Consider the following 25,931-nt stretch of genomic DNA (forward strand, 5'->3'; position numbering starts at 1 on the left):
CCGTCAAGTTACGGTCGGGTAGCCCCGGGAGCCAGTTACTTGCCGGTAAAGGTTTGGCCATACGTCCGACACATGGCCGTTATATGACGCCCCCCGGACCGCGCCCTCACGCCACCCCGCGCAGCGACGCCGGACGGACCACATGGGCGCCGAACCTGGCCCGCGCCCGGTCGGCGGCCTCCTCGATCCGCCGCGCCTTGTCGTCGGCCGGGTCGAAGGTGAGCTGCCGGGTGGCGAGCGCGGCGGGCGTCAGCCCCTCGGCGCGCAGCCCGACCGCCCGCACCCGGGCCCGTTGCAGCCCGAGCGCCTCGTACATGCGGTACGCCGCCGCGGTGAGCGCCGTGGTATGGCCGGTCGGCTCGGGCAGCGCGCGGGTACGGACGGTGGCCGAGCGGTCGGCGTACCGCACGGTCAGGGTGAGCGAGCGGGCCGCCTGCCGTTCCCCGCGCAGCCGCAGCCCCAGCTCCTCGGTGAGCGACAGCAGCGCCTCCCGGTGGCGTCCCGGGTCCAACTCGTCGCGGTCGAAGCGGCGTTCCCCGGCGACCGAACGCGCCGGGGCGCCCGGGGCGACCGGGGTCGGATCGATGCCGTGCGCCCGCTCGTGCACCCGCCGTCCGGCGGCGGCCCCCAGGATCCGCTGGAGGGTGCCGAGCGGGGCCGCGGCGAGGCGGCCCACGCTGTCCAGCCCGTAACGGCACAGCGTGCGCGCGGTGGCCGGGCCCACCCCGGGCAGCGCCCCCACCGGCTTGCGGTCGAGGAACCGGGCGATCTCCGCCGCGTCCTCGGACAGGACGCGCACCGCGCCGGGCGGACCGTCGTAGGCGGCCATCCGGGCCAGCATGGGGTTGCCGGCCACCCCGACGGTGCAGTCCACGCCGTACCGGGCCAGCGCCCGCACCCTGATCAGCGCGGCCAGCTCCGCCGCCGGCCGGCCGAAGTACCGCAGGCTGCCGCGCACGTCGGCGAGGGCCGCGTCCGGCGGCAGCGCCTGGACCACCGGGGTCACCTCGCCGAGCAGGGCGAGCAGGGCGGCGTACGCCTCCTCGGCGGGCGGGGCGCCGTCGGCCGGGTGGAAGTGCACATGGAGCACGTGCGGTCCGGTGCCGGTCATCCCGCGCTCCCGGGGCTGGCGTGGTACAGCTTGCGGCCGGTGGCGGCGCCCTCGCCGGCCGGGCGCAGATCGGCCCACGGGTTGAGTTCGTAGCCGGTGGGCAGGTGGATGCGCCGGTCGGTGGCCGGGCCGGGCGCCTCGGGGTCGCCGGGCCGTTCGGCGAGCTGCGCGGCGACCGCCTCCAGGCCGCCGGTGCGGCGCAGTTCGGCCAGCTCGGCCAGGTTCCAGGCGGCCGAGCCCACCACGCTCAGGCTGCGCGGACCGCGCCGCTGCACCACCCCGCGCACCAGCAGCAGCCAGGAGTGGAAGACGGTGTGCGCGCAGGCGGCGTGGCTGTCGTCGAAGAACGCCAGGTCGACCAGGCCGGTGCCGTCGTCGAGGGTGGTGAAGACGACCCGGCGGCCGGAGCGGATCGGCGGGGTCTGGGTGGCCGCCTTCGCCCCGGCGACCAGGACGGTGGCGCCGTGCCGGACGGTACGCAGCCGGTCCGCCGGGACCACCCCCAACTCCTCCAGGAAGGCCCGGTGATCGGACATCAGGTGGCGGGAGGCGTCCATGCCGAGCACGTCGAGCTCGGCGCCGAGCCGTTCGCCGTCGTCCATCTCGGGCAGCCCGGCGGCCGGGACCTCCTCCCGGGTGGTCAGCGTGAGCTGGCCGTCGTGTCCGGCGGCGCGGCCCTGCCGGTGCAACTCCTCGACCTGGAGCAGCAGATCGCGCCGGTTGCCGCCGAAGACGTCCAACGCGCCGACCTGGACCAGGCGTTCGGCCACCGGCCGGCCCGGACGGGCGCGCCGCCACAGGTCCTGGAGCGAGGAGTAGGGCTGCCCGGCGACCAGTCGGGCGGTCTCCGCCTCGCTGATTCCGTGCACTTCGGACAGAGCGAGACGAAGCCCCCAGGTTTTGTCGGACACCAGTTCGATCCGATAGTCGGCGCCCGACCGGTTCACATCCAGCGGCAGCACCGGGACCCCGGCCCGGCGGGCGTCCGCCAGCAGCAGCCGCTTGGGGTACATCCCGGGGTCGTGGGTGAGCAGCCCGGCGTAGAAGGCCGCCGGATGGTGGGCCTTGAGCCAGGCGGACTGGTAGGTCGGCACCGCGAAGGCGACCGCGTGCGCCTTGCAGAAGCCGTAGGAGCCGAACGCCTCCAGGATCTCCCAGGCGTGCCGGATCACCTCCGCCGGGTAGCCCCGCCCACGGGCCAGCTCCCCGAACCAGGCGCGGACCCGGCCCTGCCGGTCGGGGTCGGAGAGCGCCCGCCGCGCCTCGTCGGCCATCGCGCGGTCCTCGCCGGTCATGACGTGGATGATCTCGATCACCTGCTCGTGGAAGACCACCACGCCGTAGGTCTCCTCCAGCGCCCGGGCCAGGTCCCGGTGCGGATAGCGCGGCGCCCTGCGGCCGTGCCGGGCGTCGATGAACGGGCGCACCATGTCCGCGGCCACCGGACCGGGCCGGAAGAGCGAGATGTCGACCACCAGGTCGTGGAAGGAGACCGGCTGCAACCGCCCCAGCAGGTCCCGCTGACCGGGCGACTCGATCTGGAAGCAGCCGAGCGTCTCGGTGGAACGGATCAGCTCGTACGTGGCCGGGTCGTCCGGCGGCAGCGCGTCCAGGTCGATCCGCTCGTCCGAGACCCGGGCCACCTCACGCACCGCGTGCGCCATGGCCGACTGCATCCGCACCCCCAGCACGTCCAGCTTGAGCAGGCCGAGGTCCTCCACGTCGTCCTTGTCGAACTGCGACATCGGGAAGCCCTCGCCGCTGGTGGGCATCACCGGCGTACGGTCCAGCAGCCCGGCGTCGGACAGCAGCACCCCGCACGGGTGCATGGCCACCCCGCGCGGCAGCCCGTCCAGCGCCTCCACCAGCTCCCACAGCCGGCCGCCCCACTCGGACGCCGCGGACTCCCGGGCCACCTCGCGCAGTTCGGGCAGCTCGGCCAGGGCTGCGCGCGCGTCCCGGGCCCGGATGTGCGGGAACGCCTTGGCCAGCCGGTCGACGAGGGCCGGGTCGAGGCCGAGGGCGGCCCCCACGTCCCGTACCGCGTGGCGGACCCGGTAGGTCTCGGGCATGGCGACGGTGGCCACCCGCTCGGCGCCGAACCGCTTGAAGATCGCCTGGTAGACCTCGAGCCGGCGGGCCGACTCCACGTCGATGTCGATGTCCGGCAGCGCCGCCCGCCGCTTGGACAGGAAGCGCTCCATCAGCAGCCCGTGATCGAGCGGGTCGGCGGTGGCGATGCCCAGCAGGTGGTTGACGAGGGAACCGGCGCCCGAACCCCGGGCGGCCACCCGGATGCCCAGCTCCCGGGTGTCCGCCACGACCCGGGCGACGGTCAGGAAGTAGCCGGCGAAGCCGTGGTGGCGGATGGCGTCCAGTTCGTGGTCGAGCCGGTGCCAGTGCGCGGCGCTGCGGTCGTATCCGCGCAGCACCATCGCGGTGGAGCAACGGGAACGCAGCACCCGGTCGGCACTCCGGCCGGCTGCCCCGACCAGTTCCGGCTCCGGGAAGTGCGCCCGGCCCAGGCCCAGGTCGTCCTCGGGGTCCACGACGCACCGGGCGGCGGTGCGGGCGGTCTCCTCCAGCAGCCGGTACGCCGCGTCACGCCGGAAACCGGCCGCCTCCGCGATCCGCTCGGCGGTACGGGCCATGGTGACGCCGTCCTTGAGCCACCGTTCGCCGCTGTCCAGCGCCTCCGGCCGTCTGGTGTCGATCGGCACCAGACGGCGGGCCGCGTCCAGCACGTCGGCGACCTCGCCGGCCCCGGGGTCGGCGTACCGGACGGCGTTGCTGAGCACCACGGGGACGCCCTGCTCGGCGGCGAAGCCGAGGGTACGGGCGGCCAGCCGCAGCGAGCCGGGACCGGTGCCGGGGCGGCCGTGGTGGACCACCTCCAGACGCAGCGCGTCACCGTACACCTCCCGCCAGGGAGCGAGCAGCCGCGCCGCCCGGTCCGGCCGCCCGGCGGCGAGCGCCCGGCCCACCTCGGAGTCGGCGCCGAGCAGGGCGAACACCCCGGCCCCGGTGAGGTCCTCCCAGCTCAGCCGGGGTGTGCCGGGGGCGCGGTGGGCTGCGCTCACCAGGCGGCACAGCGTGGCCCAGCCCGCCGCGCCGTCGCGTGCCAGGAAGAGCGCGCGCGGCGCGGACTCGTCGACGAAGGCGCCGCCCCGCACCGGGGTACGCCGCCGGACGGCCCTGGCCGCCCGCTCCACCCCGGCGGCCTCCGGTACGGCGAGGCCCACCCCGAACACCGGGCGCACCCCCGCGCCCCGGCACGCCTTGGCGAACCGCACCGCACCCGCGAGGGTGTCCCGGTCGGTCAGCGCCAGCGCGTCCATCCCCCGCTCGGCGGTGCGCTCGGCGAGGGTCTCGGGGTGCGATGCGCCGTACCGCGCGGAGAACCCGGAGACGGCGTGCAGATGCGTAAAGCCGCGCATACGCACCTCCCGATTCCCCGGAGCCTCCGGCCCCTCATACGCCCCCTCCCTCGTGGTTCGCCTCTCCTCCCACCATAGACCAGTTTCTCGAACCTCCGTTCGAACCACATCGCCAGCCCTACCCGGCGCCCCGTTCCCTCCGGTGGGTGGTTGGTGGGGTTTTGGTTTGGTTCGGCACCGGGTGGGTTCGCCTACGCCCCGTACGGGGTCGGGGGCGCGCCGGGGGTGACTCCTCGCTCCCCGTATCCCCCACCAGCTTGGCTCCGGCTACTGGGTCGCTGCGGGGACACTCCCGACACACCCCCTCCTGTCCGTTCGCGGGTGCCTCTCTTCGCGGGGGAGGGTGAGTAAGGAGGTTGGGCTCACCCCGATCTCCTTCTCACCCACCCCCGTGCCGCAGCGCGGAACGCAACAGAACGGGGGCGTGCAGGGGTGTCCCCGCAGCGACCCAGTAGCCGGAGCGCAACCGTGGCGGATACGGGGAGCGAGGAGTCACCCCGGAGGGCCCCCGGGAACCCAGGCAGACAGTGCGCATCCCGCACTGTACGAACACAGCCACGGGTGGGCGGGGGGAAACATCCGTGACGTCAACCACGACGAAAGGGAATCGGGCGCACCCCGAGGAGGTAATGGCTGACCGCCAGCGCGAGCGAGCCCTCAGGGGAGTTGCGCCCCCTCCGCCCGCAGCGCAGCCGGCACCGGCTGGTAGAACGTCTCGCCCCCCGCCGTACAGTCCCCGCTCCCCCCGGACGTCAGTCCGATCGCCGACGCCCCGTCGAACAACGACCCCCCGCTGTCGCCGGGCTCGGCGCACACGTTGGTGTCGATCAGCCCGGTGACCGTGCCCTCCTGGTAGTTGACCGTCGCGTCCAACCCGGTGACCTGGCCTTCGTGCACCTGCGAGGTGCTCCCGCTGCGGCGGACCCGCTCCCCCACCGTCGCCTCCGCCGCCTGGGTGATCTGCTGGGTACCGCCGCCGTACAGGTCGACCGTGCTGGGGTGCGCGGTGGACTGCGGGTCGTCGTACTTGACCAGGGCGAAGTCCGTTCCGGGGAACCGGGAGTCGACCGTGGTGGCGAACGGCTGGCCGGCCTGGGCGTCCGACCAGCTCGCCGCGACGTTGCCGCAGTGGCCGGCGGTGAGGAAGTAGGAGGCGCCGCCCTTGGTGACGTTGAAGCCGAGGGAGCAGCGGTAGACGCCGCCGTAGATGGCGTCGCCGCCGGCGATGAACGGGCGGAAGACCGCCTTGCCCTGCCGGAGCACGGCCTTCTCGCCGAGTTGGGCGACCGCCTGGTCGAGCTGGGTGCGCCGGGCCCCGGTGACCGTGGGGTCGGCGGTGATCACGACCTTGTTCCGGCGGGGGTCCACCGCCCACGCGGTGCCGGGGATGCGGGCCTGTTCGCCGAGGGTGACGGTGGCCTGGTGGAGCTGGGCGGTGGTGAACTTCACGGTGCGCGGCACGGCCCCGGCGGCGCGCACCGTGTCGGCGTTGGCCGGATCGGTGATGTTGACCACGAGCTGCCGTGCCGTGGCGTCGTAGTAGACGCCGGCCGCGCGGTCGCCCAGCCGGGCGGTGAGATCGGAGGCGATCTTGAGCGCGGCGGCCTGGGTGACCGGGGTCGGTTCGGGCGGGGCGGCGCCACGGGCCGGGTGGGCGGCGGGCAGCAGGGCGGCGGGCAGCGCCACGGCCGCCACCGCCAGCACGGCGGCCCCGGACCGGGCCGGACCGGCGCGCCGGACGGTCGGTACGGCACTCCGGACGAAGGCACGACGTTTCGTCAACTCGGTTACCTCCTGTGGGGGCGGGCCCGCCCGGTTGGAGCGGACCCGGCAGACGTGCGGTCAGGACACTTCCCCTCACAGAAGCCGTGCCCATGCCAATCGGCCCCGACGAGTCTCCCGGTACCGCTCGGAAGGGTGCAGGGTGTGGTCCGGTCGTACGACAGGTGAAAAACGAGCGCTGGTCGTGGACTTTACGCCCTTGATGTCCGTTTCGCCTCTTGAGTGCGGGCAGGCCGGCGCTCACCCCGGCGTACGGGCACGGCGCGCACGCCGGGGTGAGGGGGTGTCAGGCGCTGGGGCGGCGGGGTCAGTCGCGGTCGACGCCGGGTTCGGTGGGCTCGACCCGTTCCGGTCCGACCTCGTCCGCGAGTTCCGGCGGCACCGGCTCGGCCAGTTGTGCCGCCGGGTCGGTCAGCTCCGGGATCGGCAGGCCGCTGCCGGCGAGCGCGGCCGACGCGGGGGCGGCGGCGGGGTCGGCGAGCGCCGCGACCGCCGGGTCGTCGGAGTCCGCCAGGCCGGCCGGGGCGTCGGCCGCCTCCTGCGGCGGTACGGCCCCGGAATCCGGCTCCGGCCCGGCCTCGTCCGGCAGCGCCGGCTCCGTCCCGGTGGCCGCGTCACCGGCGGCGATCACCGGGCGCTCGACCACCGGCCGTTCGACCACCGGGGGGCTCCTCCACCTGTCCGGCCGCCCGGCCCGGCGTGCCCGGGGCCGTCGCGCCGTCCGCGTTCTGCGAGGCGCGTTCCAGGAACCGCAGCAGCTCCACCGGGAACGGGAAGACCAGCGTGGAGTTCTTCTCGGCGGCGACCGCGGTCACCGTCTGGAGCAGGCGCAGTTGCAGCGCGCCGGGGGTGTTGCCCATCACGGCGGCGGCCTGGGCGAGCTTCTTGGACGCCTGCAGCTCGGCGTCGGCGTTGATCACCCGGGCGCGGCGGTCCCGGGCCGCCTCGGCCTGCCGGGCCATCGAACGCTTCATCGTCTCGGGCAGCGAGACGTCCTTGATCTCCACCCGGTCGATCTGCACGCCCCAGCCGAGCGCCGGGCTGTCGATCATCAACGCCAGCCCCTCGTTGAGCTTCTCGCGGTTGGAGAGCAGGTCGTCCAGTTCGCTCTTGCCGATGATCGACCGCAGCGAGGTCTGCGCCACCTGGAGGACGGCGAAGCGGTAGTCCTCGACGTTGATGATGGCGTCCGCCGGGTGGACCACCTTGAAGTAGACGACGGCGTCGACCCGCACCGTGACGTTGTCCCGGGTGATGCCCTCCTGCGCGGGGATGGGCATCGTGACCACCTGCATGTTCACCTTGCGCAGCCGGTCGAGGGCGGGAACGATCATGGTGAAGCCGGGGGCCCGCACGTCGGGGCGGAGCCGGCCGAGGCGGAAGACGAGTCCGCGCTCGTACTGCTTGACCACCCGGGCCCCCGCCATCAGGTAGACCACGCCGAAGGACAGCACCGCCGCCACCAGATCAACGACCATCACGGCCCCCTGGAGTACGCGTCACGGGTCGCGCCGCACCCCACGGCGTGTGTGCGGCGGCACACGTGTTCTCCACTTCACGGTACGCCTCGGCCGCTCGCCCGTCAGGTGGCCGGAGCCGTGCCGTCCCCGGCCTCGCGGGGACGGCACGGGCGCCGGGGTCAGGGCAGGCTCACCCCGAAGTGGCTCAGGGCCGCCGTGACCGGCTGGAAGAAGGTGGTGCCGCCGGAGGTGCAGTCGCCGCTGCCGCCGGAGGTGAGGCCCACCGCGGTGCTGCCGGAGTACAGGGAGCCGCCGCTGTCGCCGGGCTCGGCGCACACGTTGGTCTGGATCAGGCCCCGTACGATGCCGTCGCTGCCGTAGTTGACGGTGGCGTTGAGGCCGGTGACCGTACCGCTGTGGACGCCGGTGGTGCTGCCGCGCCGGGTGACCGACTCGCCGACGTAGGCGTTGCCGGCGCCGGTGATGGTCTGGCCGCCGACCGCGCTGGGGTGGGGGAGCGAGGTGTTGCTGTAGCGCACCAGCGCGTAGTCGTTGCCGGGGAAGGTGTAGCCGGTGGTGGGACCGATCACCGTGGACTGGCCGGAGCTGGTGTACCAGGTGGAGACGGCTTTGCCGCAGTGGCCGGCGGTCAGGAAGTAGTAGGTGCCGCCGCTGTGCACGTTGAACCCGAGCGAGCAGCGGTAGCCGCCGCCGTAGATGGCGTCGCCGCCGGAGAGGAGTTCCCGGAAGCGTCCGGCGACCCGCTGGACGCGGACCGCGTCGCCGTACCGGGCGGCGGTGGTGCGCAGCGCGGCGTAGCGGCCGGCCGGCACGCCGTGGTCGGCGCTGACCACGAGCTGGTCGGTGCGGGGGTCCTGGGCCCAGGCGGTGCCGGCGATGCCGAGCCGCTGCACCGCGGCGCCGGCCGTGTCGAGCTGGGCCGAGCTGTACTTCACCAGCCGGGGTACGGCCCCGGCGGCGCGCACCTGGCGGGCGGCGGCGTCGGAGGTCACGTTGACCACGGTGGCCTTGGCCGCCGCGTCGTAGTAGGTGCCGGCGGTCGCGGCGGCCCCGAGGGTACGGGCGACGCCGGCGGCGGCGTCGGGGGTGGCCCGGGCCGCGGGCGCGGCGTCGGCGGCGGGCAGGGAGACCGCGGTGGCCGCGACGAGTCCGCAGGCCACCGCCAGCAGGCGGAGCCGTCTGCCGGTGGCGGCGGGCGGGGTGACGCGCTTGATCCTCACTCGTTCCTCCTGTGGGGGGTGGAGGGACCGGCCCGGCCGGCCGGTCCGTGAGGCGCAGCCGGGAACCGGCCGAACGTAGCGGCGTGTCCCTGACAAGCGCTTCCTGGAGTATTCACCCGCACCCCCAGGGGCGCACAAGACCACGGTTCGGACGTTTTCTTTACGGTCCCGAGCGGTCCCGCTGAGATCCCCTTTACCCGCCCATTAATTGACGCGCCGTCATCTACCGGGTGAGCACCGCCTTCTCCCCCGCCTCCACCGCGAACGGCAGGGTGTTGCCCGGCGGCGGGAACGGGCACAGGAAGGCGTCGGAGAAGGCGCACGGCGGCAACTGGGCCCGGTTGAGGTCGAGTTGCACGGTGCCGTCGGCGGCCGGGGCCGGCGGGCGCAGGAAGCGGAACCGGAAGGTCTGCGATCCGCTGGTGGCGTCGGCGACCACGCCCCACAGCGAGCCGTCCGCCTCCACCGCCACCGCGATCCGGTGTTCCCCGCCGGCCGCGGTGAAGACCAGGTCGCCGTCGAGCCCCAGTCCGCGTTCCCGGCCGTCCGCGTTGGCCACCCGCACGCCGTGCCGCCGCGGGTACGGCTCGAAGCGGGCGGTCAGCGCCCACCGCGGGTCGTAGCCGAAGGCGTCGATGCCGGCGAAGCGTTGCCGGGCGGCCGCGGCGGGGTCGAAGACCCGTACCGCCCACTCGCCCTCGGGGCGCACCAGGGCCAGGGCGCGTTCGCCGTGGGCCAGCCCGCCGCGGCCCGCGGTCAGCCGCACCTCGCCGCTGACCGGGACACCGTCCAGGGTGATCCCGTCGGCGGCCGACGCGGTCAGCACCAGTTCGTCGCCCTTCTCCCGCCAGTGGCCGGGTACTCGGGGCAGCCGGCCGTCCTCGGCGTCGGCGAGCCAGTGGGTCCCGGTCAGCGCCAGCGGTCCGTGCGGCGCCGACACCGCCTCGACGCGCCGGCGGCGCCACTCGTGCCAGTCCTCTTCGGTGTCGTGGTTGCTCATGTCGGTCAGCCTCCCACTGCCGGCCGCGGCAGACCCAGGTGGTCCCGCAATGTGGTCCCCTCGTACTCGGCGCGCAGCGAGCCGCGTTCCTGGAGCAGCGGGACGACCCTGTCCACGAAGTCGTCCAGACCGCCCGGGGTCAGATGCGGAACGAGGATGAATCCGTCGGCCGCGCCCGCCGCGACGAACCCCTCCAGCGCCGTCGCGACCGTCTCCGGCGAGCCGACGAAGGAGTGGCGCGCGGCCAGTTCGATCACCGTCTCGCGGATCGACAGCCCCTTCTCCTCGGCCAGGGCACGCCACCGGGCGGCGGTGGCCAGCCGGTCGGCGTGGCGCACCCGGCCCTGGCTCACCTCGCCCGCCGGCTCCGGGTCGATGTCGGGGAAGGGGCCGTCGGGGTCGTAGCCGCTCAGGTCGCGCCCCCACAACTGCTCCAGGAAGACGATGGCGGTGGGGCCGGAGACCTGCCGGCGGCGGATCCCGGCGGCCCGTTCGGCGGCCTCGGCGTCGGTGTCGCCGAGGACCACGGTCACCCCGGGCATGATCTTCACATCGTCCGGCCGCCGTCCGTACCGGGCCAGGCGCCCCTTGACGTCGGCGTAGAAGGCGCGGCCGGCCTCCAGCGTGCCGTGCCGGGTGAAGACCACGTCGGCCGTGGAGGCGGCGAACTCCCGCCCCTGCCCGGAGTCCCCGGCCTGGATGATCACCGGCCGACCCTGCGGGGTGCGGGGCACGGTGAACTCGCCGTGGATGTCGAAGTGCCGGCCACGGTGGACGAAGGGCCGGGCCTGTCCGCCCGGGGTCCAGGAGTCCCACAGCGTCCGGGCCGCGGTGACGAACTCGGCGGCCCGGGTGTAGCGGTCGGCGTGGTCCAGGAAGCCGCCGCGCCGGAAGTTCTCACCGGTGAACGCGTCGGAGGAGGTCACCACGTTCCAGGCCGCCCGGCCGCCGCTGAGGTGGTCCAACGAGGCGAGCCTGCGGGCGAGTTCGTACGGTTCGTTGAAGGTGGCGTTGACCGTGGCGGCGAGCCCGACGTGCTCGGTGACGGCGGCCAGCGCGGCCAGCACGGTGACCGACTCGGGCCGGCCGACCACGTCCAGGTCGTGGATGCGCCCCTTGTGCTCGCGCAGCCGCAGCCCCTCGGCGAGGAAGAAGAAGTCGAACCTGCCGCGTTCGGCGGTGCGCGCGAGGTGGTGGAAGGAGGAGAAGTCCACTTGCGAGCCGGAGGCCGGGTCGGACCAGACGGTGGTGTTGTTGACGCCGGGGAAGTGGGCGGCCAGGTGCATCCGGCGGGGCGCGGTCATCGGGCGGCCTGCCGGGACGGCGCGTAGCGGTTGGCCGGGCGCGGCAGGCACAGGTGGTCGCGGAGGGTGTCGCCGGTGTAGAAGCGGCGCAGCAGTCCGCGTTGCTGGAGCAGCGGGACGGTGGCGTCGGCCAGCCGGGCCAGGTCGCGCGGCGGATCGGTGGGGCGCAGGTGGAACCCGTCGGCGGCGCCGTCGCGGAACCAGTCGCCGATGCGTGCGGCCAGGCGTACCGCGTCGGCCGGGTCGACCAGGTCGACGCGGAGCGAGGCGAGCACGGTGAGCCGGTCCGGGTCGCGCCCCGACTCCGCGGCGCGGTGGCGCAGTTCGGCGCGGAGCGAGGCGGCGGTGCCGGGGTCGTCGGTGCGGACGTAGGCCACGTCCGCGCGGTCGGCGGCGAGGGCCCGGGGGGCGGGGTCGGTGGCGTCCACGGCGATCAGCGGGTGGCCCTGGGGCGGGCGGGGCACGATCGAGGGGCCGCGGACGGTGAACCGCTCGCCTTCGAAGTCCACGTGGTGGAGCTTGTCCCGGTCGATGAACCGGGCGGTCGCGGTGTCGCGGATCTCGGCGTCGTCCTCCCAGCTGTCCCACAGCCGGGTCACGACGTCGGCGACCTCGGCGGCCTCCCGCCACAGCGCGTCGGCGGGCTCGGCCGGCCGGCGGCCGAAGTGGGCCGCCTCCGCCTCGGTGGCCGAGACCTGGACGGTCCACCCGGCCCGGCCCCGGCTGACCCAGTCCAACGTGGCCACCTGGGTGGAGAGGTGGAACGGCTCGGTGTGGGTGGTGGTGACGGTCGGCACCAGCCCGACGCGACCGGTGCGCGGGGCGACCCGGGCGAGCACGGCGAGCGCGTCGAGCCTGGGCACGCCGGGGGCGGGCGGGGCGAGCGAGTCGTCCAGGGTGACGAAGTCCAGGCAGCCGCGTTCGGCGAGCCGGGCCAGCGCGGTGAAGTGGTCGGCCTGGTACACCCCGGGGGCGTCGATGGCGGCGGCCAGGTGGAGCGGCCGGGTACGGCCACGGGCGGTTGCGGGTCCGGGCATCAGGGCGTCCTTCCGGGACGGCGACGGGGAGCGGGGGCGCTGGTGGCACGGGTCGTACGGCGGGCCGCGGGCGGGCTCACTGGCTGGTCCTGGGCAGCCCCGGCGGGTTGATCTCGGACCGGGGCACCGCCTCCGCGCTCAGCCCCCAGCGGGCCAGCACCTTGGCGTAGTCGCCGTTGCGGATCACCTCGTTGATGGCGTCGGCGTACGCCTTGACCAGTCCGTCGCCCTTGCGTGTGGTGGCGGCGATCTTGCCGGTGAGCGAGCCGCCGCCGGAGAGGGTGCCGACGATCCGGGTGCGGCCGGAGACGGCGCAGTGGTAGGCGGCGGTGGGGTCGGGGCCGAGGTAGGCGTCGATGCGGTGGGACTGAAGGGCCAGGTAGTAGTCGGAGGCCCGCTGGTAGTACCGGACGTCCACCGGTTTCAGTCCCGCCTTGACGTCCTTGGCGCTCCAGTCGAGCAGGATCTTCTCCTGGTTGGTGCCGGAGGAGACCGCGATGGTCTTCCCGGCCACGTCCTTGGGCCCGGTCACCTTCCAGCCGGCCGCGTCCTTCGGCGCCTCGAAGGCGAGTTCGTCCAGCCGGTAGGTGGCGAAGTCGTACCGTTCCTTGCGTTCCTCGGTGACCGTGATGTTGGCGAATCCGGCGTCGTAGGCGCCGCTGTCCAGGCCGACGAAGAGCTGTTCCCAGGAGGCCACCTCGAACCGGGGTCGCAGGCCGAGGGTGTCGGCGACCAGGGTGGCGATGTCGTACTCGACGCCGATCGGGGTCTTGTCGTCGGTGGCGTAGAAGCTCAGCGGCGGCGCGGTGTCCGCGGTGCCGCCGATCACCAGGGTGCCGCGGGCCCGGACGGCGGCGGGCACTTCGGCGGCGATGGCGGCGACCTTCGCGGCGCGGATCCGGTGCTGGTCGGGGCCGAGGTCGATCCTGGACCCGGCCGGGGCGGCGACCGGGTCGGCGGTGCCGGTGGCGCCCGGGCCGCAGCCGCTGAGCAGCCCGGCCATGACGAGGACGGCGGTGGCCGCGGCGGCGGTGCGTGTGATCACGTGGTGACTCCTTGGCCGAGGGGCGGCGGTCACAGCACCTTGGACAGGAAGGTCCGGGTGCGTTCGTGGCGGGGGTTGTCGAGGACGGCGGCGGGCGGCCCCTGTTCGACGACGCGACCGCCGTCCATGAAGACCACGGTGTCGGCGACCTCGCGGGCGAAGCCGATCTCATGGGTGACGACGATCATGGTGGTGCCCTGCCGGGCCAGGTCCTTGATGACGTCGAGGACCTCGCCGACCAGTTCCGGGTCGAGCGCCGAGGTGGGCTCGTCGAACAGGAGCAGTTCGGGTTCGAGGGCGAGCGCGCGGGCGATGGCGACGCGTTGCCGCTGGCCGCCGGAGAGCTGGGCGGGGTAGGCGCCGGCCTTGTCGGCGAGCCCGACCCGGTCCAGCATCCGCTCGGCGGCGGCCACCGCGTCCGCCCGGCGCCGGCGCAGCGCGGCCACCGGCGCCTCGACGACGTTCTCCACCACGGTCAGGTGCGGGAAGAGGTTGAAGGTCTGGAAGACGAAGCCGATCCGGGTGCGTTGGCGCAGCACCTCGCGTTCGGTCAGCTCGTACAGCTTGCGGCCCGCGCGGCGGTAGCCGACCGGGCGGCCGGCCACGCTGATCCAGCCGCTGTCCGCCTTCTCCAGGTGGTTGATGGTGCGCAGCAGCGTGGACTTGCCCGAGCCGGACGGCCCGAGGACCACCGCGACCTGCCCCGCGGCCACCGTCAGGTCGATCCCGCGCAGCACCTGGAGGGCGCCGAACCGCTTGTGCACGCCGCGCAGTTCGACCATGGGCGGGGCGGCCGGCGCGGTCATCGGGCGGCCCCGCGGGCGTAGCGGCGCTCCACGTAGTGCTGGAGCACCGAGAGCACGGTGGTGAGCAGGACGTACCAGACGGTGGCCACCATCAGCAGCGGGATGACCCGGGTGTTGCGGCCGTAGACCACCTGGACCTGGTAGAACAGCTCGCCGATCGCCATCACCGAGACGATCGAGGTGCCCTTGAACAAGGAGATCACCTCGTTGGCGGCGTTGGGCAGGATGGCCCGCATGGCCTGCGGCAGCACGATGCGGCGCAGTTGGCGCAGCCGGGGGATGCCCAGGGCGGCGGCAGCCTCGCGCTGCCCGGGGTCGACCGAGAGCACCCCGGCCCGCACGATCTCGGCGGCGTAGGCGGCCTGGTGGAGGGCGAGCCCGAGGACGGCGGCGCCCATGGAGCTGACCATGTCGCGGGTGTCGAAGGAGAAGAACCCGGGGCCGAACGGGATGCCGAAGTCCAGCCTGCGGTAGAGCACCGAGAGGTTGAACCAGAACAGCAGCTGCACGATGAGCGGGATCGAGCGGAACGCCCACACGTAGCCGAAGGCCACCGCGCGCAGGAACGGGCTGCCGGACAGCCGCAGCAGCGCCAGCACCAGGCCGAGGGCGAAGCCGAGCACGGTGCCGTAGACGGTGAGCTGCACGGTGACGCCGAGCGCCTTGAGGATCGAGTCGGCGGTGAAGAACGCGGCGAACGTCCCCCAGTCCCACACCGGGTTGGTGACCAGGCCGTGCACCAGCTGGGCGAGGAGGACGACGACCACCGCGGTGGCCACCCAGCGCCAGGGGTGGCGGGCGGGCACGATGGTCAGGGTCTCGGGGCCGGCCGGGCCGGCGCGTTCGGGGACCGCGCCGACGGCGGGGTCGGTCGTCACGGACATGACGGTTTCCTCCAGGGACGGGGACGGGGACGGCTCAGGCGGTGAGCGCGGGCGGGGCGTCGCCGGTGGCGAGCGTGCGCAGGAAGGCGAGGGCGGCGCGGGCGGTGGCGTCGTTCTGCCCGAAGGCGGGGGCGTTGGTGCGCGGGCGGGCGAAGGCGGCGTAGGCGCGGCCGTTGGTGTGCGGGCCGAGGGCGAGGCGGCGGGGGTGCGGGCGGCCGTCGCGGTCCAGGACCCGGGAGTCGCCGGGGTCGACGGCGAGCAGTCCGGTGGGCAGCGCGGTCGTGCCGTCGTACAGCACCTCCTCGCCGCCACCGCCGTCCTCGGCGAGGGCGCGCAGCAGCGGGTCGCGCGAGCGGTGCACCGACGGTGCGGGCAGCCGGGCCTCGACCAGGGCCCGGGCGGTCACGTCCCCCGGCCAGGTGGTGCCGGTGGCCCGGAAGGCGCGGGCCCGGGGGTCGGCGTGGACGGTGAGCCCGGCGCCGAGGAAGCGGACCACCCCGGCGCGGGAGAGCGCGAGCAGTTGCCGCAGCCGGGGCGCGGGCGGGCCGGAGGCGTAGAAGCTGAAGAACCCGTGCCACCAGCCGTCCACCTCGGCCAGCCGGGAGCGCGGGGCGAGCCTGCCGGAGCCCACCAGCGGGACGAGGTGGGTGTAGACCGACAGCATGGCCAGGAAGACCGCGAGGTCGGGGCTGTGCGCCCGGTCGACGCGGCGGTCGAGGTCGGCGGTGACGTGGTCGCGCAGATAGGACTGGAACGTCTCCTCGTCCGGGCAGCGCACCCCGGCCAGCGGATGGTCCAGCGCCACCGGGTCGAAGCGGTCGGCCGGGTCGGGGACCGCGTCGGCGATCAGGGCGTCCAGTCCGGCGCCGCCGGGTGCCGCGGCGGCGAACTTCTCCTCGAAGTCGGGCCAGTTGACCCGGGTGCGCTCGGGGTGGGCGGTGAACAGCCGGTGGTAGTGGGCGTAGGCCAGCTCCTTGGCGATCAGCGGCCACACGTCGCGCCGGAAGTCCAGCGCCGGGCGGGTGAGCAACTCGCCCACCTGCTCCGGCCCGAAGAACCGGGGTAGCGGCGTCCGTTCGCCCCACCAGCCGTAGCCGATCTTGGCGTGGTACGGCACCCCGCGGCGCGACCCCACGTGGAGCACCGGTTCCCGGCCGGAGGGCAGGTAGACCAGCCCGCCGTGATCGTCGGTGCGGTACCTGCCGCCGCGTCCCTCGGTGAGGAGCACCATCAGGTCGACGAAGGCGAGGCCGAAGCCGCGGACGATCACCGGTTCGCCGGGGCGCAGCGCCGACAGGTCGGCGTCGGCGGTGTACGCGGGCGGGATGTGGACCAGGCCGTGCTCGCGGGCGAACCGGGTCAACTCGCGCTGTTCGTCGTCGGGTTCGGAGTCCAGGTGGCCGAGGGCGAGGACGACCAGGTCGGCGGTGAGCGGCTCGGGGACGCCCTCCAGCCAGACCCGTTGGCGGCCGTCGCGCGGGCCGGTCACGCGTACCGCGCGGCGCCGGTGGCGGTGGAGCCGGACGCCGGGCGGCAAGGCGGCCACCGCCTGCTCGTACACCCAGGCCAGGTAGGCGCTCTGGACCCGGCGGGAGGGGAAGGCGGTGGGGGTGAGCCGGCGTACCTCGGCGGCGAGTGCCGGGTCGGCGGGGGCCGGTATCCGGCCGGCGCGGACCCGCTCGGCCCATTCGGCGAGCGTCGGCCCGGGGCGCACCGGTCCGGCGCAGGTGACCGACTCGTCGAGGAACATGGTGACGTCCTCGGCCATGGAGTTCATCCACAGCAGCGGCGACTGGTCGGCGCGCCAGACCCGTCCGGCGCCGGGCGGGTACGGGTCGACCAGGTGGACGTCGAGCGGCGAACCGCCGTACAGCTCCGGGACGTTGGCGGCGAGGCGTTCCAGCAGTCCGGTGCCGCGCGGACCGGCGCCCACGACGACCAGCGAGGGTACGGTGCCGCCGGGGTGCGGCGGGCGGGACGGAAGGGGGGAGACGGGCATGTGAAGGCTCCGACGGGATCACCGCGCGACGACTCGCGCGTCACGGAAATCGCCTTCACACGGCCGCGCCCCTCAACGCGGCCAGGGCCCGACCAGGCCCCGCCCCGAGGCTATGCCGACGGCGCCGCCGGTTGTCAACCCTGTCCAGCAGGTGGTCACCGCGTCTCATCATGGTTGACGTGTCCGCGTTGGACTGCTCAACTGTGCTCATGCGCTCGCAGGAGTTGGTCACCCGCGGCCACATCGACTTCGGTCGGGTGTGGTCGTCCTCGTGTTGTCGTTGATCCGGTAGCCGGCCGCGCAGACGGCCCGTTCTCCCCTTGATCCGACCACGTCCGGGCGCCTCTCCCCCGGTCAGCCGCGGCTACCGTTCCTCCTTCGGCCTTCCCGCCTTCACACCGTGTCAGCAGTTCCCGCCGCGCCCGCCCTGGCAGCACTCGCACGAGCGCGTGCGGCAGTCGCACCCCGTACAGCCGTCCTCACGACACCAGCCGTACTTCGGCCCGCCCCGCGCCGCCGGCGCCGGCGCCGCACCGTGGATCAACTCGGCGTCCGTCATGCTCCCGGTCGACCTCGCCGCGACCGCCGCCCCCTCGTTCGGGTGTTTCGCCGACCGGGGGCGGGGCAGGCGACGGGCGCTCGGGCGGCGGGTGAACGGAGGGTGCGGTGCGGTGACGGAGGGGTGAGGAGATTGGGGGCGTGGGCCGTCCGGACGCGCCCCTTCACTCTCCCGTGCGCCGGGCGTGACAGGATTTCCAGCGCCCCGTCAGCTTCCTTGTGCACCGCGTCCCCTGACGCAGCGCCATGCCGGTCGTGCACCAGTAGCGTCACGAATCCCCGGTCCGGTCCATTTCCACTTGGCGCTTCCTCCGCATCATGGACGACGATAGGGGGGCGGACGGTACGGACCGCAGCGTTAAGGAGGCGTCCATGGGTTCGGTGCGAAGGGCCAGCGCCTGGCTGGGGCTCGTCGACGAGGGCGGGGACGAGCGTTACTACGACGAGGAGTACACGGACTACCCCGAGGCCCCGCAGACCACCGAAGCCTGGGTGACCGATCCACGGGTGCAGGTGGCCGGGGAGACGGCGGAGCAGCAGGGGCGGCGGATCGCCACCGTCACCCCGGACGGCTTCCGGGACGCGCGGGGCCTCGGCGAGCTGTTCCGGGACGGCATCCCGGTGATCGTCAACCTCACGGCGATGGAACCGGCCGACGCCAAGCGGGTGGTCGACTTCGCCGCCGGGCTCACCTTCGGGCTGCGCGGATCCATCGAACGGGTGGCCAACCGGGTCTTCCTGCTGACGCCCGCCGACTACCTGGTGGTCAGCGCGGAGGCGGCGGGGCGTTCGGCGGACGGGTTCTTCAACCAGAGCTGACCGCCGCCCGGGGGTGCGGACCCCCGGTCGGCGGCGGCCCCGCGGCCGTCAGCGGAAGGCGTCCACCCCGGTGAGCGCCTTGCCGAGGACGAGCTGGTGCATCTCCACCGTGCCCTCGTAGGTGAGCACGCTCTCCAGGTTGGTGGCGTGCCGCATGACGGGGTATTCCAGCGAGATGCCGTTGGCGCCCAGGATGGTGCGGGCGGTGCGGCAGATGTCGATCGCCTCGCGGACGTTGTTGAGCTTGCCGAAGCTGATCTGCTCCGGGCGGAGCGTTCCGGCGTCCATCCGGCGGCCGAGGTGGTGGGCGAGCAGGACGCCCTTGTGGAGTTCGACCGCCATGTCGGCGAGCTTGGCCTGGGTGAGCTGGAAGCCGGCCAGCGGCTTGCCGAACTGCTCGCGGCTGACGGCGTACTCCAGGGCCGCCTCGAAACTGCTGCGGGCGGCCCCCATCGCGCCCCACACGATGCCGTACCGCGCGTGGCTCAGGCAGCTGAGCGGTCCGCGCAGCCCGGTGACCTCCGGGAGGACGGCGTCGGCCGGCAGCCGTACCCCGTCCAGGACCAGTTCGCTGGTGACCGAGGCGCGCAGGCTCCACTTGTGCTTGATCTCCGGCGCCGAGAAGCCGGGGGCGTCGGTGGGGACGACGAAGCCGCGGATGCCCTCGTCGGTGCGGGCCCAGACCACCGCCACCCCGGCCACCGAGCCGTTGGTGATCCACATCTTGCGGCCGGTGAGCACCCAGTCGGTGCCGTCCCGTTCGGCCCGGGTGGTCATCGCGGCCGGGTCCGAGCCGTGGTCGGGCTCGGTCAGGCCGAAGCAGCCGATCACCTCGCCGGCCGCCATCCGCGGCAGCCACTCGCGCTTCTGCTCCTCGGAGCCGAACCGGTGGATGGCGTACATCGCCAGCGAGCCCTGCACGGAGACCAGGGAGCGGATCCCGGAGTCGGCGGCCTCCAGCTCCAGGCAGGCCAGGCCGTACTGGACGGCGGTGGCGCCGGCGCAGCCGTACCCGGTCAGCGACATCCCCAATGCCCCGATACGCCCCAGTTCCTGGGCGAGTTCCCGGATCCCGGGCAGCTCCCCGGCCTCGTACCACTGGGCGATGTGCGGCAGCACCCGGTCGGCGGCCCAGCGGCGTACCGTGTCGCGCACCGCGAGGTCCTCGGGGGCGAGCAGGTCGTCCAGGCCGATCGGGTCGGACGGGTCGAACGGCGGCAGCGTGCTGCCCTTCATGGCGGACCTCCGGGGTGCACCGAGACGATCTTCGCTGGCGCGCTCGACGCTACGGGCGGCCCCGGGCCGCGTAAAGCCCCCGCCGGTCAGCCGTGAACCGCGTCACGCGCGGCGGCGGCCCGGGCGGTGTCCATCCCGCGCGGCAGGCACAGCGCGGCCAGCGCGCCGATCAGCAGCAGCCCGGCGCTGACCGCGAGGGTGACGTGGAGGCCGTGCACGAAGGCGGAGCGGGCAGCGGCGCGCAGCGTCTGGCCGGCCGGACCACCGAGCCGGCCGGCCACGTCGTAGGCCTCGCCGAGCGAGTGGGTGGCCTGGTCGGCGGCGTACTCCGGCACCCCGGGCACCCGGCGCACCCCCGGTTCGTAGGCGGCGTTCATCACGCTGCCGAGCAGGGCGATGCCCATCCCGGCGCCGAGTTGGTAGGAGGTCTCGCCGATCGCGGCGGCGCCGCCGGCCCGGTCCGGCGGGGCCTCGCTGAGCATGGACTCGTAGGCGCCGAAGAGCGTGGTCTCCAGGCCGAAGCCGAGCAGTACGAAGCCGCCGGTGAGCAGCCAGGGCCGGTCGGTGGCGCCCATCGCGGTGAGCGCGAGCACGGCGCAGGCGGTGAGCACGAAGCCACCGCAGACCATCGCGCGCGGCCCGACGCGGTGGAGTATGCGCGAGCCGGTCAGACCGGCGGCCATCGCGGCGAAGGTGAGCGGCAGCAGCCGCAGCCCGGCCGCGACCGGGCTGAGGTGGAGCACCAGTTGGAGGTACTGCACCGCGACCAGTTCCAGGCCGACCAGGGCGAGCATGGCCAGCACGATGCACCCCACCGAGGTGCCGAACGCCGCCCGGCCGAACATCGACATGTCGATCAGCGGATGGCGCAGCCGGCGCTGGCGGCGTACGAAGAGCCACAGCAGCACCACCCCGGCGGCGAGCGCGGTGAGCGCCGCGGGGTCGGTGAACCCGTCCCCGCCGCCGAGCCGCTTGACGCCGAGGATCACCCCGAGGATGCCGAGGGCGGCCAGCCCCGCGCCGAGCAGGTCCCACGGACCGTCCCGGTCGCCGGTGGACTCCGGCAGCAGCAGCCGGGCGACCGGCCAGATCACCGCCATCAGCGGGATGTTGACCAGGAAGACCGAGCCCCACCAGAAGTGTTCCAGCAGGAAGCCGCCGAGCACCGGGCCGACGGCGGCGCCCACCGCGGCCACCGCGCTCCACACCCCGATGGCCACCGCGCGTTCCTTGCGGTCGGGGAAGACCTGGCGCAGCACGGAGAGGGTGGCGGGCATGATCATCGCGCCGCCGACGCCGAGCAGCGCGCGGGCGGCGATGAGCACCGCGGGCGAGGTGGCCAGCGCGGCCAGCCCGGAGGCGGCGGCGAAGAGCGCGTAGCCGAGCAGCAGCACCCGGCGGCGGCCGACCCGGTCGCCGAGGGTGCCGAAGAGGATCAGCAGGGAGGCCGCGGCCAGCGGGTAGGCGTCGACGATCCACAGCAGTTCGATCGGCCCGGGCCGCAGGTCCTCGGTGAGCGAGGGGACGGCGACGTGGAGCACCGTGGAGTCGAGCGCCACCAGCAGCAGGCTCACGCAGAGAATGACCAGGACCGTCCAGCGGTTCGCCGGGTGGCGCGCGCCGGCCCGGTCGGACCGCCCGCCGGGCGGGACGGCGGCCTGCTCCGAAGTGCCGGCCATGGTCGTCCCCGTCATCCATGCACCTCCACAGGTCGTACGAGCCCGCCCGCGACCCGGGCGGGCGGCGGCCCAGGCGCCGGATTCCCCCCGGTGCGGTGCGGGCAAGTGAGTGAGCCGCCAGCGTACGCGAGTCGGACCGGGCGGGGTCCGGCCCGCCCGGCGTTCCGGGTGATTTATGAGGTCCATCCGGTACATGGCGTTCATCACATTCCCCGGCGTGTCCCGGGCCCGCGGGGCGGCGGGGGCGGGCGCCGGTGGACCGGCGGGGCAGAATTCGATCTTGGAACGGGGAACGCCGCCCGCCCCGCGCCCCCGGTCCGCGGCCGGCCGTCCGCACCGCCCGGTCCGGTCCCCCGGCCCCTATCCCCTTGGGATTACCGGGAATTGCGCGGACGGAATTCCGGTGCGCCCACCACGCGGTGAATACCAGGGCCGCCGACCGCCCGGCCGGCAAGTCGGAAAATGTGAGCCAGATGACACGGGGTGACTGTTGCCACATCACATCGTCATCACAAAGCGCTCGGTCCGGCCGAACCAACCTGTCACACGCTGTAACGTCGTTTGAGTGCGTACCGACCGAATCGCCGCCCCCTTGAAGCGGGAGCGAGAGCAGGAGCGGCCGAGCGACCGCGAGGTCCCGCGGATGAGCCGAACACGCCTTGTGCTGTTCGGCACCACGCTGGTGGCCTACGCGGGGATAGTCGTCGCCGTGCTGGTGACCTCGAAGCTGGTCGGGCTGGACTGGCAGGTGATGCTGTTCCGCCCGTACAAGCAGTGGCCGCAGATCCACACGTTCCTGGACTACTTCGTGGTGCTGGGGCAGCGCGGGCCGACCGCGGTGGCGGTCGCCGCCTGGCTGGGCTGGCGTGCCTGGCGGCAGCGTTCGCTGCGCCCGCTGCTGGTGCTGGGCGCGGCGCTGCTGATGCTCAACGCGACGGTGGGCGCGGTCAAGTACGGGGTGGGACGGCTCGGTCCGCACTACGCCACCACCATCGGATCGGCCGAACTCTTCCGCGACGGCGACATATTCCCCTCCGGGCACACCGCCAACGCCGTGGTGACCTGGGGCATCCTCGCCTATCTGGCCACCACGCCGCGGGCCCGCCGGGTGCTGTCGGTGCTCAGCGCGATGCTGTCGCTGGGCGTCGGGATGACCACCATCTACCTGGGCACCCACTGGGTCAGCGATGTGCTCAGCGGCTGGTGCGCCGGGCTGCTGGTGCTGCTGGCGATGCCGTGGGTGGAGCCGCTGGTGGCGCGGGCCGAGGCGTGGCTCGCGGCGCTGTGGGGGTGGCTGCGCTCGGCGGCCTGGGCCCGCCCCGCGGGGGCGCCCCCGATCGCGGCGCGTCCGGGTGTGGTGGCGCCGCGCTCCCCCGCCGACGACACCACGCGGGTACCGCAGACGGTGGGCGCGGGGGCGTACGGCCGGCCGCCGGCCCCGCACGCGGTGCGCCACCCGGTGGTCCGCGGCGGCCACCCGCGCTACGACCGGCCGGCCGCCCCGGCGGTCCGCCGGCCGCGTCAGGGACCAGCGGTGGAGACGGCGGTACGCGGACGGGGCCCGGTGGGCTGAGCCGGGAAGAACGGCGGGCGGGGCCCGCGGGAGACGGTACGCACCAGCTCCCGCGGGCCCCGTCGCGTTGTCCGGACGGTGTCGCGGTCAGCCGTGCCAGCAGCGGGTGACCACCCCGTCCACCACGGTCAGGTTGATCCGGCCGGCGACGAACTCCATGGTGACCACGGCGTCCGGCGGCAGGGTGCGGACGGTGCGCCAGCCGTGTTCCGCGGCGCGGGCGCGGGCCTGTTCCTCGGTGAGCCCGACGTAGGCGCCGGCGTCGTCCCGGGGGGCGGGGGGCGGGGACGGTGGGTGTGCCATGGCGGCCACCGTACGTCCCCGCCCGCCGCCCCGGAAGGCGGCCGGGCCGGGGAAGTTCCCACAGTCGCGTCACACTTGTGTCACAGTCCGCGGCGCGGGGTTTACCGAGGCCATTCACTCGTCCGGGGAAGGACGGCGGCGCCCGGAAGGCCATTCACGGTTGCCTTCCGGAATTCCCTCCCGGGCATCGCCGATGTCAATTCCGGCGTCGGCGGATAAGCATCCGGAAAGGCGCTCCGGGCGATTCCGCTTGCCTTTCCGCAAGGGCACGGAACCGCCCGGAACACCCGCCGCCGACGGCGCTCAGGGACGGGATCGTTCCTCGCCCAGAGCGGCCAGTTCCTCATCGGTCAGCAGCCGGGAGCGGATCAGGAAGCGCCGGCCGGTGGGCGCCTCCAGGGAGAAACCGCTGCCCCGGCCGGGGACCACGTCGATGGTGAGATGGGTGTGGCTCCAGTACGCGAACTGGTCCCGCGCCATCCACACCGGCACCGGTTCGATCCCCGGCACCGGCAGGTCCCCGAGGTGCACGTCGGACTCGCCGGTGAGGAACTCCCCGGCCGGGTAGCACATGGGCGAGCTGCCGTCGCAGCAGCCGCCCGACTGGTGGAACATCAGCGGCCCGTGGGCCTCCGCGAGGCTGCGCAGCAACCGTGCCGCCTCCTCGGTCACCCCGACCCGCGCGGCGCCCGCGGTGTCCATCAGAACAGCCCCGGGCCCTTGGCCGAGTAGGAGATCAGCAGGTTCTTGGTCTGCTGGTAGTGGTCGAGCATCATCTTGTGGGTCTCCCGGCCGATGCCGGAGTTCTTGTAGCCGCCGAAGGCCGCGTGCGCGGGGTAGGCGTGGTAGCAGTTGGTCCACACCCGGCCGGCCTGGATGGCGCGGCCGGCCCGGTAGGCGGTGGACAGGTCGCGGGTCCACACCCCGGCGCCGAGGCCGTAGAGGGTGTCGTTGGCGATGGAGATCGCGTCGTCGTAGCCGTCGAAGCGGGTCACCGAGACGACCGGGCCGAAGATCTCCTCCTGGAAGATCCGCATCCGGTTGTCCCCCTCGAAGATGGTCGGGGCCACGTAGTAGCCGCCGGACAGGGAGCCGCCGAGGTCGACCCGTTCGCCGCCGGTGAGCACCTTGGCCCCCTCGGCGGTGCCGATGTCGATGTAGGACAGGATCTTCTCCAGCTGGTCGTTGCTGGCCTGGGCGCCGATCATGGTCTCGGTGTCCAGCGGGTTGCCCTGCTTGACGGCCCGGGTGCGTTCCAGGGCGTCGCCGAGGAAGCCGTCGTAGATCCCGCCGGCGATCAGCGCCCGGGACGGGCAGGTGCACACCTCGCCCTGGTTGAGGGCGAACATGGTGAACCCTTCGAGCGCCTTGTCGTAGAAGTCGTCCCGCGCGGCGGCGACGTCCTCGAAGAACAGGTTGGGGCTCTTGCCGCCGAGTTCCAGCGTCACCGGGATGAGGTTCTGGCTGGCGTACTGCATGATCAGCCGGCCGGTGGTGGTCTCCCCGGTGAACGCCACCTTGGCGATCCGGGGGTTGATCGCCAGCGGCTTGCCGGCCTCGATGCCGAAGCCGTTGACCACGTTGATCACGCCGGGCGGCAGGATGTCGGCGATCAGCTCCATCAGGACCAGGATGGAGACCGGGGTCTGCTCGGCGGGCTTGAGGACCACCGCGTTGCCGGCCGCCAGCGCCGGGGCCAGCTTCCAGACCGCCATCAGCAGCGGGAAGTTCCACGGGATGATCTGGCCCACCACGCCCAGCGGTTCGTGGAAGTGGTACGCCACCGTGTCCTCGTCGAGCTGCGAGATGGAGCCCTCCTGGGCGCGCAGCACGCCGGCGAAGTAGCGGAAGTGGTCCACCGCCAGCGGCAGGTCGGCGGCGAGCGCCTCGCGGATCGGCTTGCCGTTGTCCCACACCTCGGCGACGGCCAGTTCGGTCAGGTGCTGCTCGATGCGGTCGGCGATCCGGCCCAGGACGGCGGCGCGTTCGGCCGGGGCGGTGCGTCCCCAGGCCGGCGCGGCGGCGTGCGCGGCGTCCAGCGCCAGGTCGATGTCGGCGGCGGTGGAGCGGGCGATCTCGGTGTACTCCTCCCCGGTGACCGGGGTGGGGTTGGCGAAGTAGCGCCCTTCGGCGGGGGCTTTCCAGTCACCGCCGATCCAGTTGTCGTAACGGGGACGCAGCGAGATCACGCTGCCGGGGGTTCCGGGTGCCTGATGAACCGTCATGCCACAGCCTCCTGGTCGGCGTTCCGGGGGCATTTGCCGGATGTGACGCACGCTACTGCGGGACCGCGTTCCCGGCCATGGTCCGTACCCGGGTTTGGCCACCGCGGCTCGCGGTACCCGATGGGGGCGAGGTGCTGATGACGACGAACCGACGACAGCAAGGCGCGGACGACGGCCCGTCCCCGGCGGACGTACTGCGTTCGGCCCGCGCCGAGTTCACCGAGCTGACCGGCCTGAACGCCGAGTCCGTCTCCTGCTTCACCCGGACCGAGGAGGGCTGGGCGCTGGAGGTGGAGGTGGTCGAGGTGGCCCGGGTTCCCGACACGGTGAGCCTGATGGCCGGCTACCAGGTGACGCTCGACGAACGGGGACGGCTGACCGGATACCGGCGGGTGCGCCGCTACGAGCGCGGCCGGGCCGACCGCGCCTGAC

At 73.9% G+C, this 25,931-nt stretch carries 21 protein-coding genes; 3 read left to right on the top strand and 18 right to left on the bottom strand.

The window, feature by feature from the left end:
* Positions 1–106 precede the first annotated feature (106 nt).
* The 13 genes from SCATT_RS04225 to SCATT_RS04285 form a co-directional block, all read right to left on the bottom strand.
* The gene (locus SCATT_RS04225) at positions 107–1,111 is read right to left on the bottom strand and encodes a DNA polymerase Y family protein (protein ID WP_014141694.1); all 1,005 of its coding nucleotides are present in this window, start codon (positions 1,109–1,111) and stop codon (positions 107–109) included.
* Positions 1,108–4,548, bottom strand: a complete 3,441-nt coding sequence (locus tag SCATT_RS04230) for a DNA polymerase III subunit alpha (RefSeq protein ID WP_014141695.1) — start codon at positions 4,546–4,548, stop codon at positions 1,108–1,110. The genes SCATT_RS04225 and SCATT_RS04230 overlap by 4 nt, the downstream gene beginning before the upstream one ends.
* A 657-nt stretch (positions 4,549–5,205) precedes the next feature.
* Complete coding sequence (locus SCATT_RS04235) at positions 5,206–6,330, bottom strand: S1 family peptidase (RefSeq protein WP_014627479.1); 1,125 nt, start codon at positions 6,328–6,330, stop codon at positions 5,206–5,208.
* 307 nt (positions 6,331–6,637) lie between these two features.
* A complete protein-coding gene (locus SCATT_RS04240) occupies positions 6,638–6,991 on the bottom strand; it encodes a hypothetical protein (RefSeq protein WP_014627480.1) in 354 nt (117 codons plus the stop codon).
* The gene (locus SCATT_RS04245) at positions 6,945–7,808 is read right to left on the bottom strand and encodes a slipin family protein (RefSeq protein WP_042507554.1); all 864 of its coding nucleotides are present in this window, start codon (positions 7,806–7,808) and stop codon (positions 6,945–6,947) included. The genes SCATT_RS04240 and SCATT_RS04245 overlap by 47 nt, the downstream gene beginning before the upstream one ends.
* 161 nt (positions 7,809–7,969) lie before the next feature.
* On the bottom strand, positions 7,970–9,031 hold the full coding sequence (locus tag SCATT_RS04250; RefSeq protein WP_014141698.1) for a S1 family peptidase: 1,062 nt from the start codon (positions 9,029–9,031) through the stop codon (positions 7,970–7,972).
* Between the two features lie 223 nt (positions 9,032–9,254).
* The gene (locus SCATT_RS04255; RefSeq protein WP_014141699.1) at positions 9,255–10,031 is read right to left on the bottom strand and encodes a DUF1684 domain-containing protein; all 777 of its coding nucleotides are present in this window, start codon (positions 10,029–10,031) and stop codon (positions 9,255–9,257) included.
* 5 nt (positions 10,032–10,036) lie between these two features.
* Positions 10,037–11,335 carry an NtaA/DmoA family FMN-dependent monooxygenase gene (locus tag SCATT_RS04260; RefSeq protein ID WP_014141700.1) on the bottom strand — a complete coding sequence of 433 codons (1,299 nt, stop codon included), beginning with the start codon at positions 11,333–11,335 and terminating at the stop codon, positions 10,037–10,039.
* Complete coding sequence (locus SCATT_RS04265; RefSeq protein WP_014141701.1) at positions 11,332–12,372, bottom strand: LLM class flavin-dependent oxidoreductase; 1,041 nt, start codon at positions 12,370–12,372, stop codon at positions 11,332–11,334. The genes SCATT_RS04260 and SCATT_RS04265 overlap by 4 nt, the downstream gene beginning before the upstream one ends.
* Positions 12,373–12,448: 76 nt before the next feature.
* Positions 12,449–13,417, bottom strand: coding sequence for an ABC transporter substrate-binding protein (locus tag SCATT_RS04270; protein ID WP_014141702.1), 969 nt, complete (start codon positions 13,415–13,417; stop codon positions 12,449–12,451).
* Positions 13,418–13,446: 29 nt separating this feature from the next.
* The gene (locus SCATT_RS04275; protein ID WP_173405673.1) at positions 13,447–14,199 is read right to left on the bottom strand and encodes an amino acid ABC transporter ATP-binding protein; all 753 of its coding nucleotides are present in this window, start codon (positions 14,197–14,199) and stop codon (positions 13,447–13,449) included.
* 20 nt (positions 14,200–14,219) lie between these two features.
* Complete coding sequence (locus SCATT_RS04280; RefSeq protein ID WP_014141704.1) at positions 14,220–15,107, bottom strand: amino acid ABC transporter permease; 888 nt, start codon at positions 15,105–15,107, stop codon at positions 14,220–14,222.
* A 34-nt stretch (positions 15,108–15,141) separates the two neighbouring features.
* Positions 15,142–17,106 carry an FAD/NAD(P)-binding protein gene (locus tag SCATT_RS04285; RefSeq protein WP_014141705.1) on the bottom strand — a complete coding sequence of 655 codons (1,965 nt, stop codon included), beginning with the start codon at positions 17,104–17,106 and terminating at the stop codon, positions 15,142–15,144.
* Positions 17,107–18,036: 930 nt separating this feature from the next.
* On the opposite strand from SCATT_RS04285, the gene SCATT_RS04295 reads away from it, so the two are divergent.
* Positions 18,037–18,483 carry a cell division protein SepF gene (locus tag SCATT_RS04295; protein WP_014141707.1) on the top strand — a complete coding sequence of 149 codons (447 nt, stop codon included), beginning with the start codon at positions 18,037–18,039 and terminating at the stop codon, positions 18,481–18,483.
* A 48-nt stretch (positions 18,484–18,531) separates the two neighbouring features.
* Here SCATT_RS04295 and SCATT_RS04300 read toward each other — a convergent pair whose 3' ends face one another.
* Positions 18,532–19,719 carry an acyl-CoA dehydrogenase family protein gene (locus SCATT_RS04300; protein WP_014141708.1) on the bottom strand — a complete coding sequence of 396 codons (1,188 nt, stop codon included), beginning with the start codon at positions 19,717–19,719 and terminating at the stop codon, positions 18,532–18,534.
* A gap of 86 nt (positions 19,720–19,805) precedes the next feature.
* Positions 19,806–21,398: an MFS transporter gene (locus SCATT_RS04305; RefSeq protein ID WP_014141709.1), complete on the bottom strand. Its 1,593-nt coding sequence runs from the start codon at positions 21,396–21,398 to the stop codon at positions 19,806–19,808.
* A 565-nt stretch (positions 21,399–21,963) separates the two neighbouring features.
* On the opposite strand from SCATT_RS04305, the gene SCATT_RS04310 reads away from it, so the two are divergent.
* The gene (locus SCATT_RS04310) at positions 21,964–22,971 is read left to right on the top strand and encodes a phosphatase PAP2 family protein (RefSeq protein WP_014141710.1); all 1,008 of its coding nucleotides are present in this window, start codon (positions 21,964–21,966) and stop codon (positions 22,969–22,971) included.
* A gap of 87 nt (positions 22,972–23,058) precedes the next feature.
* Here SCATT_RS04310 and SCATT_RS04315 read toward each other — a convergent pair whose 3' ends face one another.
* From SCATT_RS04315 to exaC, 3 genes are all read right to left on the bottom strand, one after another.
* A complete protein-coding gene (locus tag SCATT_RS04315) occupies positions 23,059–23,274 on the bottom strand; it encodes a hypothetical protein (RefSeq protein WP_014141711.1) in 216 nt (71 codons plus the stop codon).
* 303 nt (positions 23,275–23,577) lie between these two features.
* Complete coding sequence (locus SCATT_RS04320; RefSeq protein ID WP_014141712.1) at positions 23,578–23,976, bottom strand: DUF779 domain-containing protein; 399 nt, start codon at positions 23,974–23,976, stop codon at positions 23,578–23,580.
* A complete protein-coding gene (gene exaC, locus SCATT_RS04325) occupies positions 23,976–25,499 on the bottom strand; it encodes an acetaldehyde dehydrogenase ExaC (RefSeq protein ID WP_014141713.1) in 1,524 nt (507 codons plus the stop codon). Before exaC ends, SCATT_RS04320 begins: the two co-directional genes overlap by 1 nt.
* 137 nt (positions 25,500–25,636) lie before the next feature.
* Between exaC and gvpO the strand changes: the two genes are divergently transcribed.
* A complete protein-coding gene (gene gvpO, locus SCATT_RS04330; protein ID WP_041824423.1) occupies positions 25,637–25,930 on the top strand; it encodes a gas vesicle protein GvpO in 294 nt (97 codons plus the stop codon).
* Position 25,931: the final 1 nt, after the last annotated feature.

It is taken from the genome of Streptantibioticus cattleyicolor NRRL 8057 = DSM 46488, from assembly GCF_000240165.1.
Classification (GTDB): Bacteria; Actinomycetota; Actinomycetes; order Streptomycetales; family Streptomycetaceae; genus Streptantibioticus; species Streptantibioticus cattleyicolor.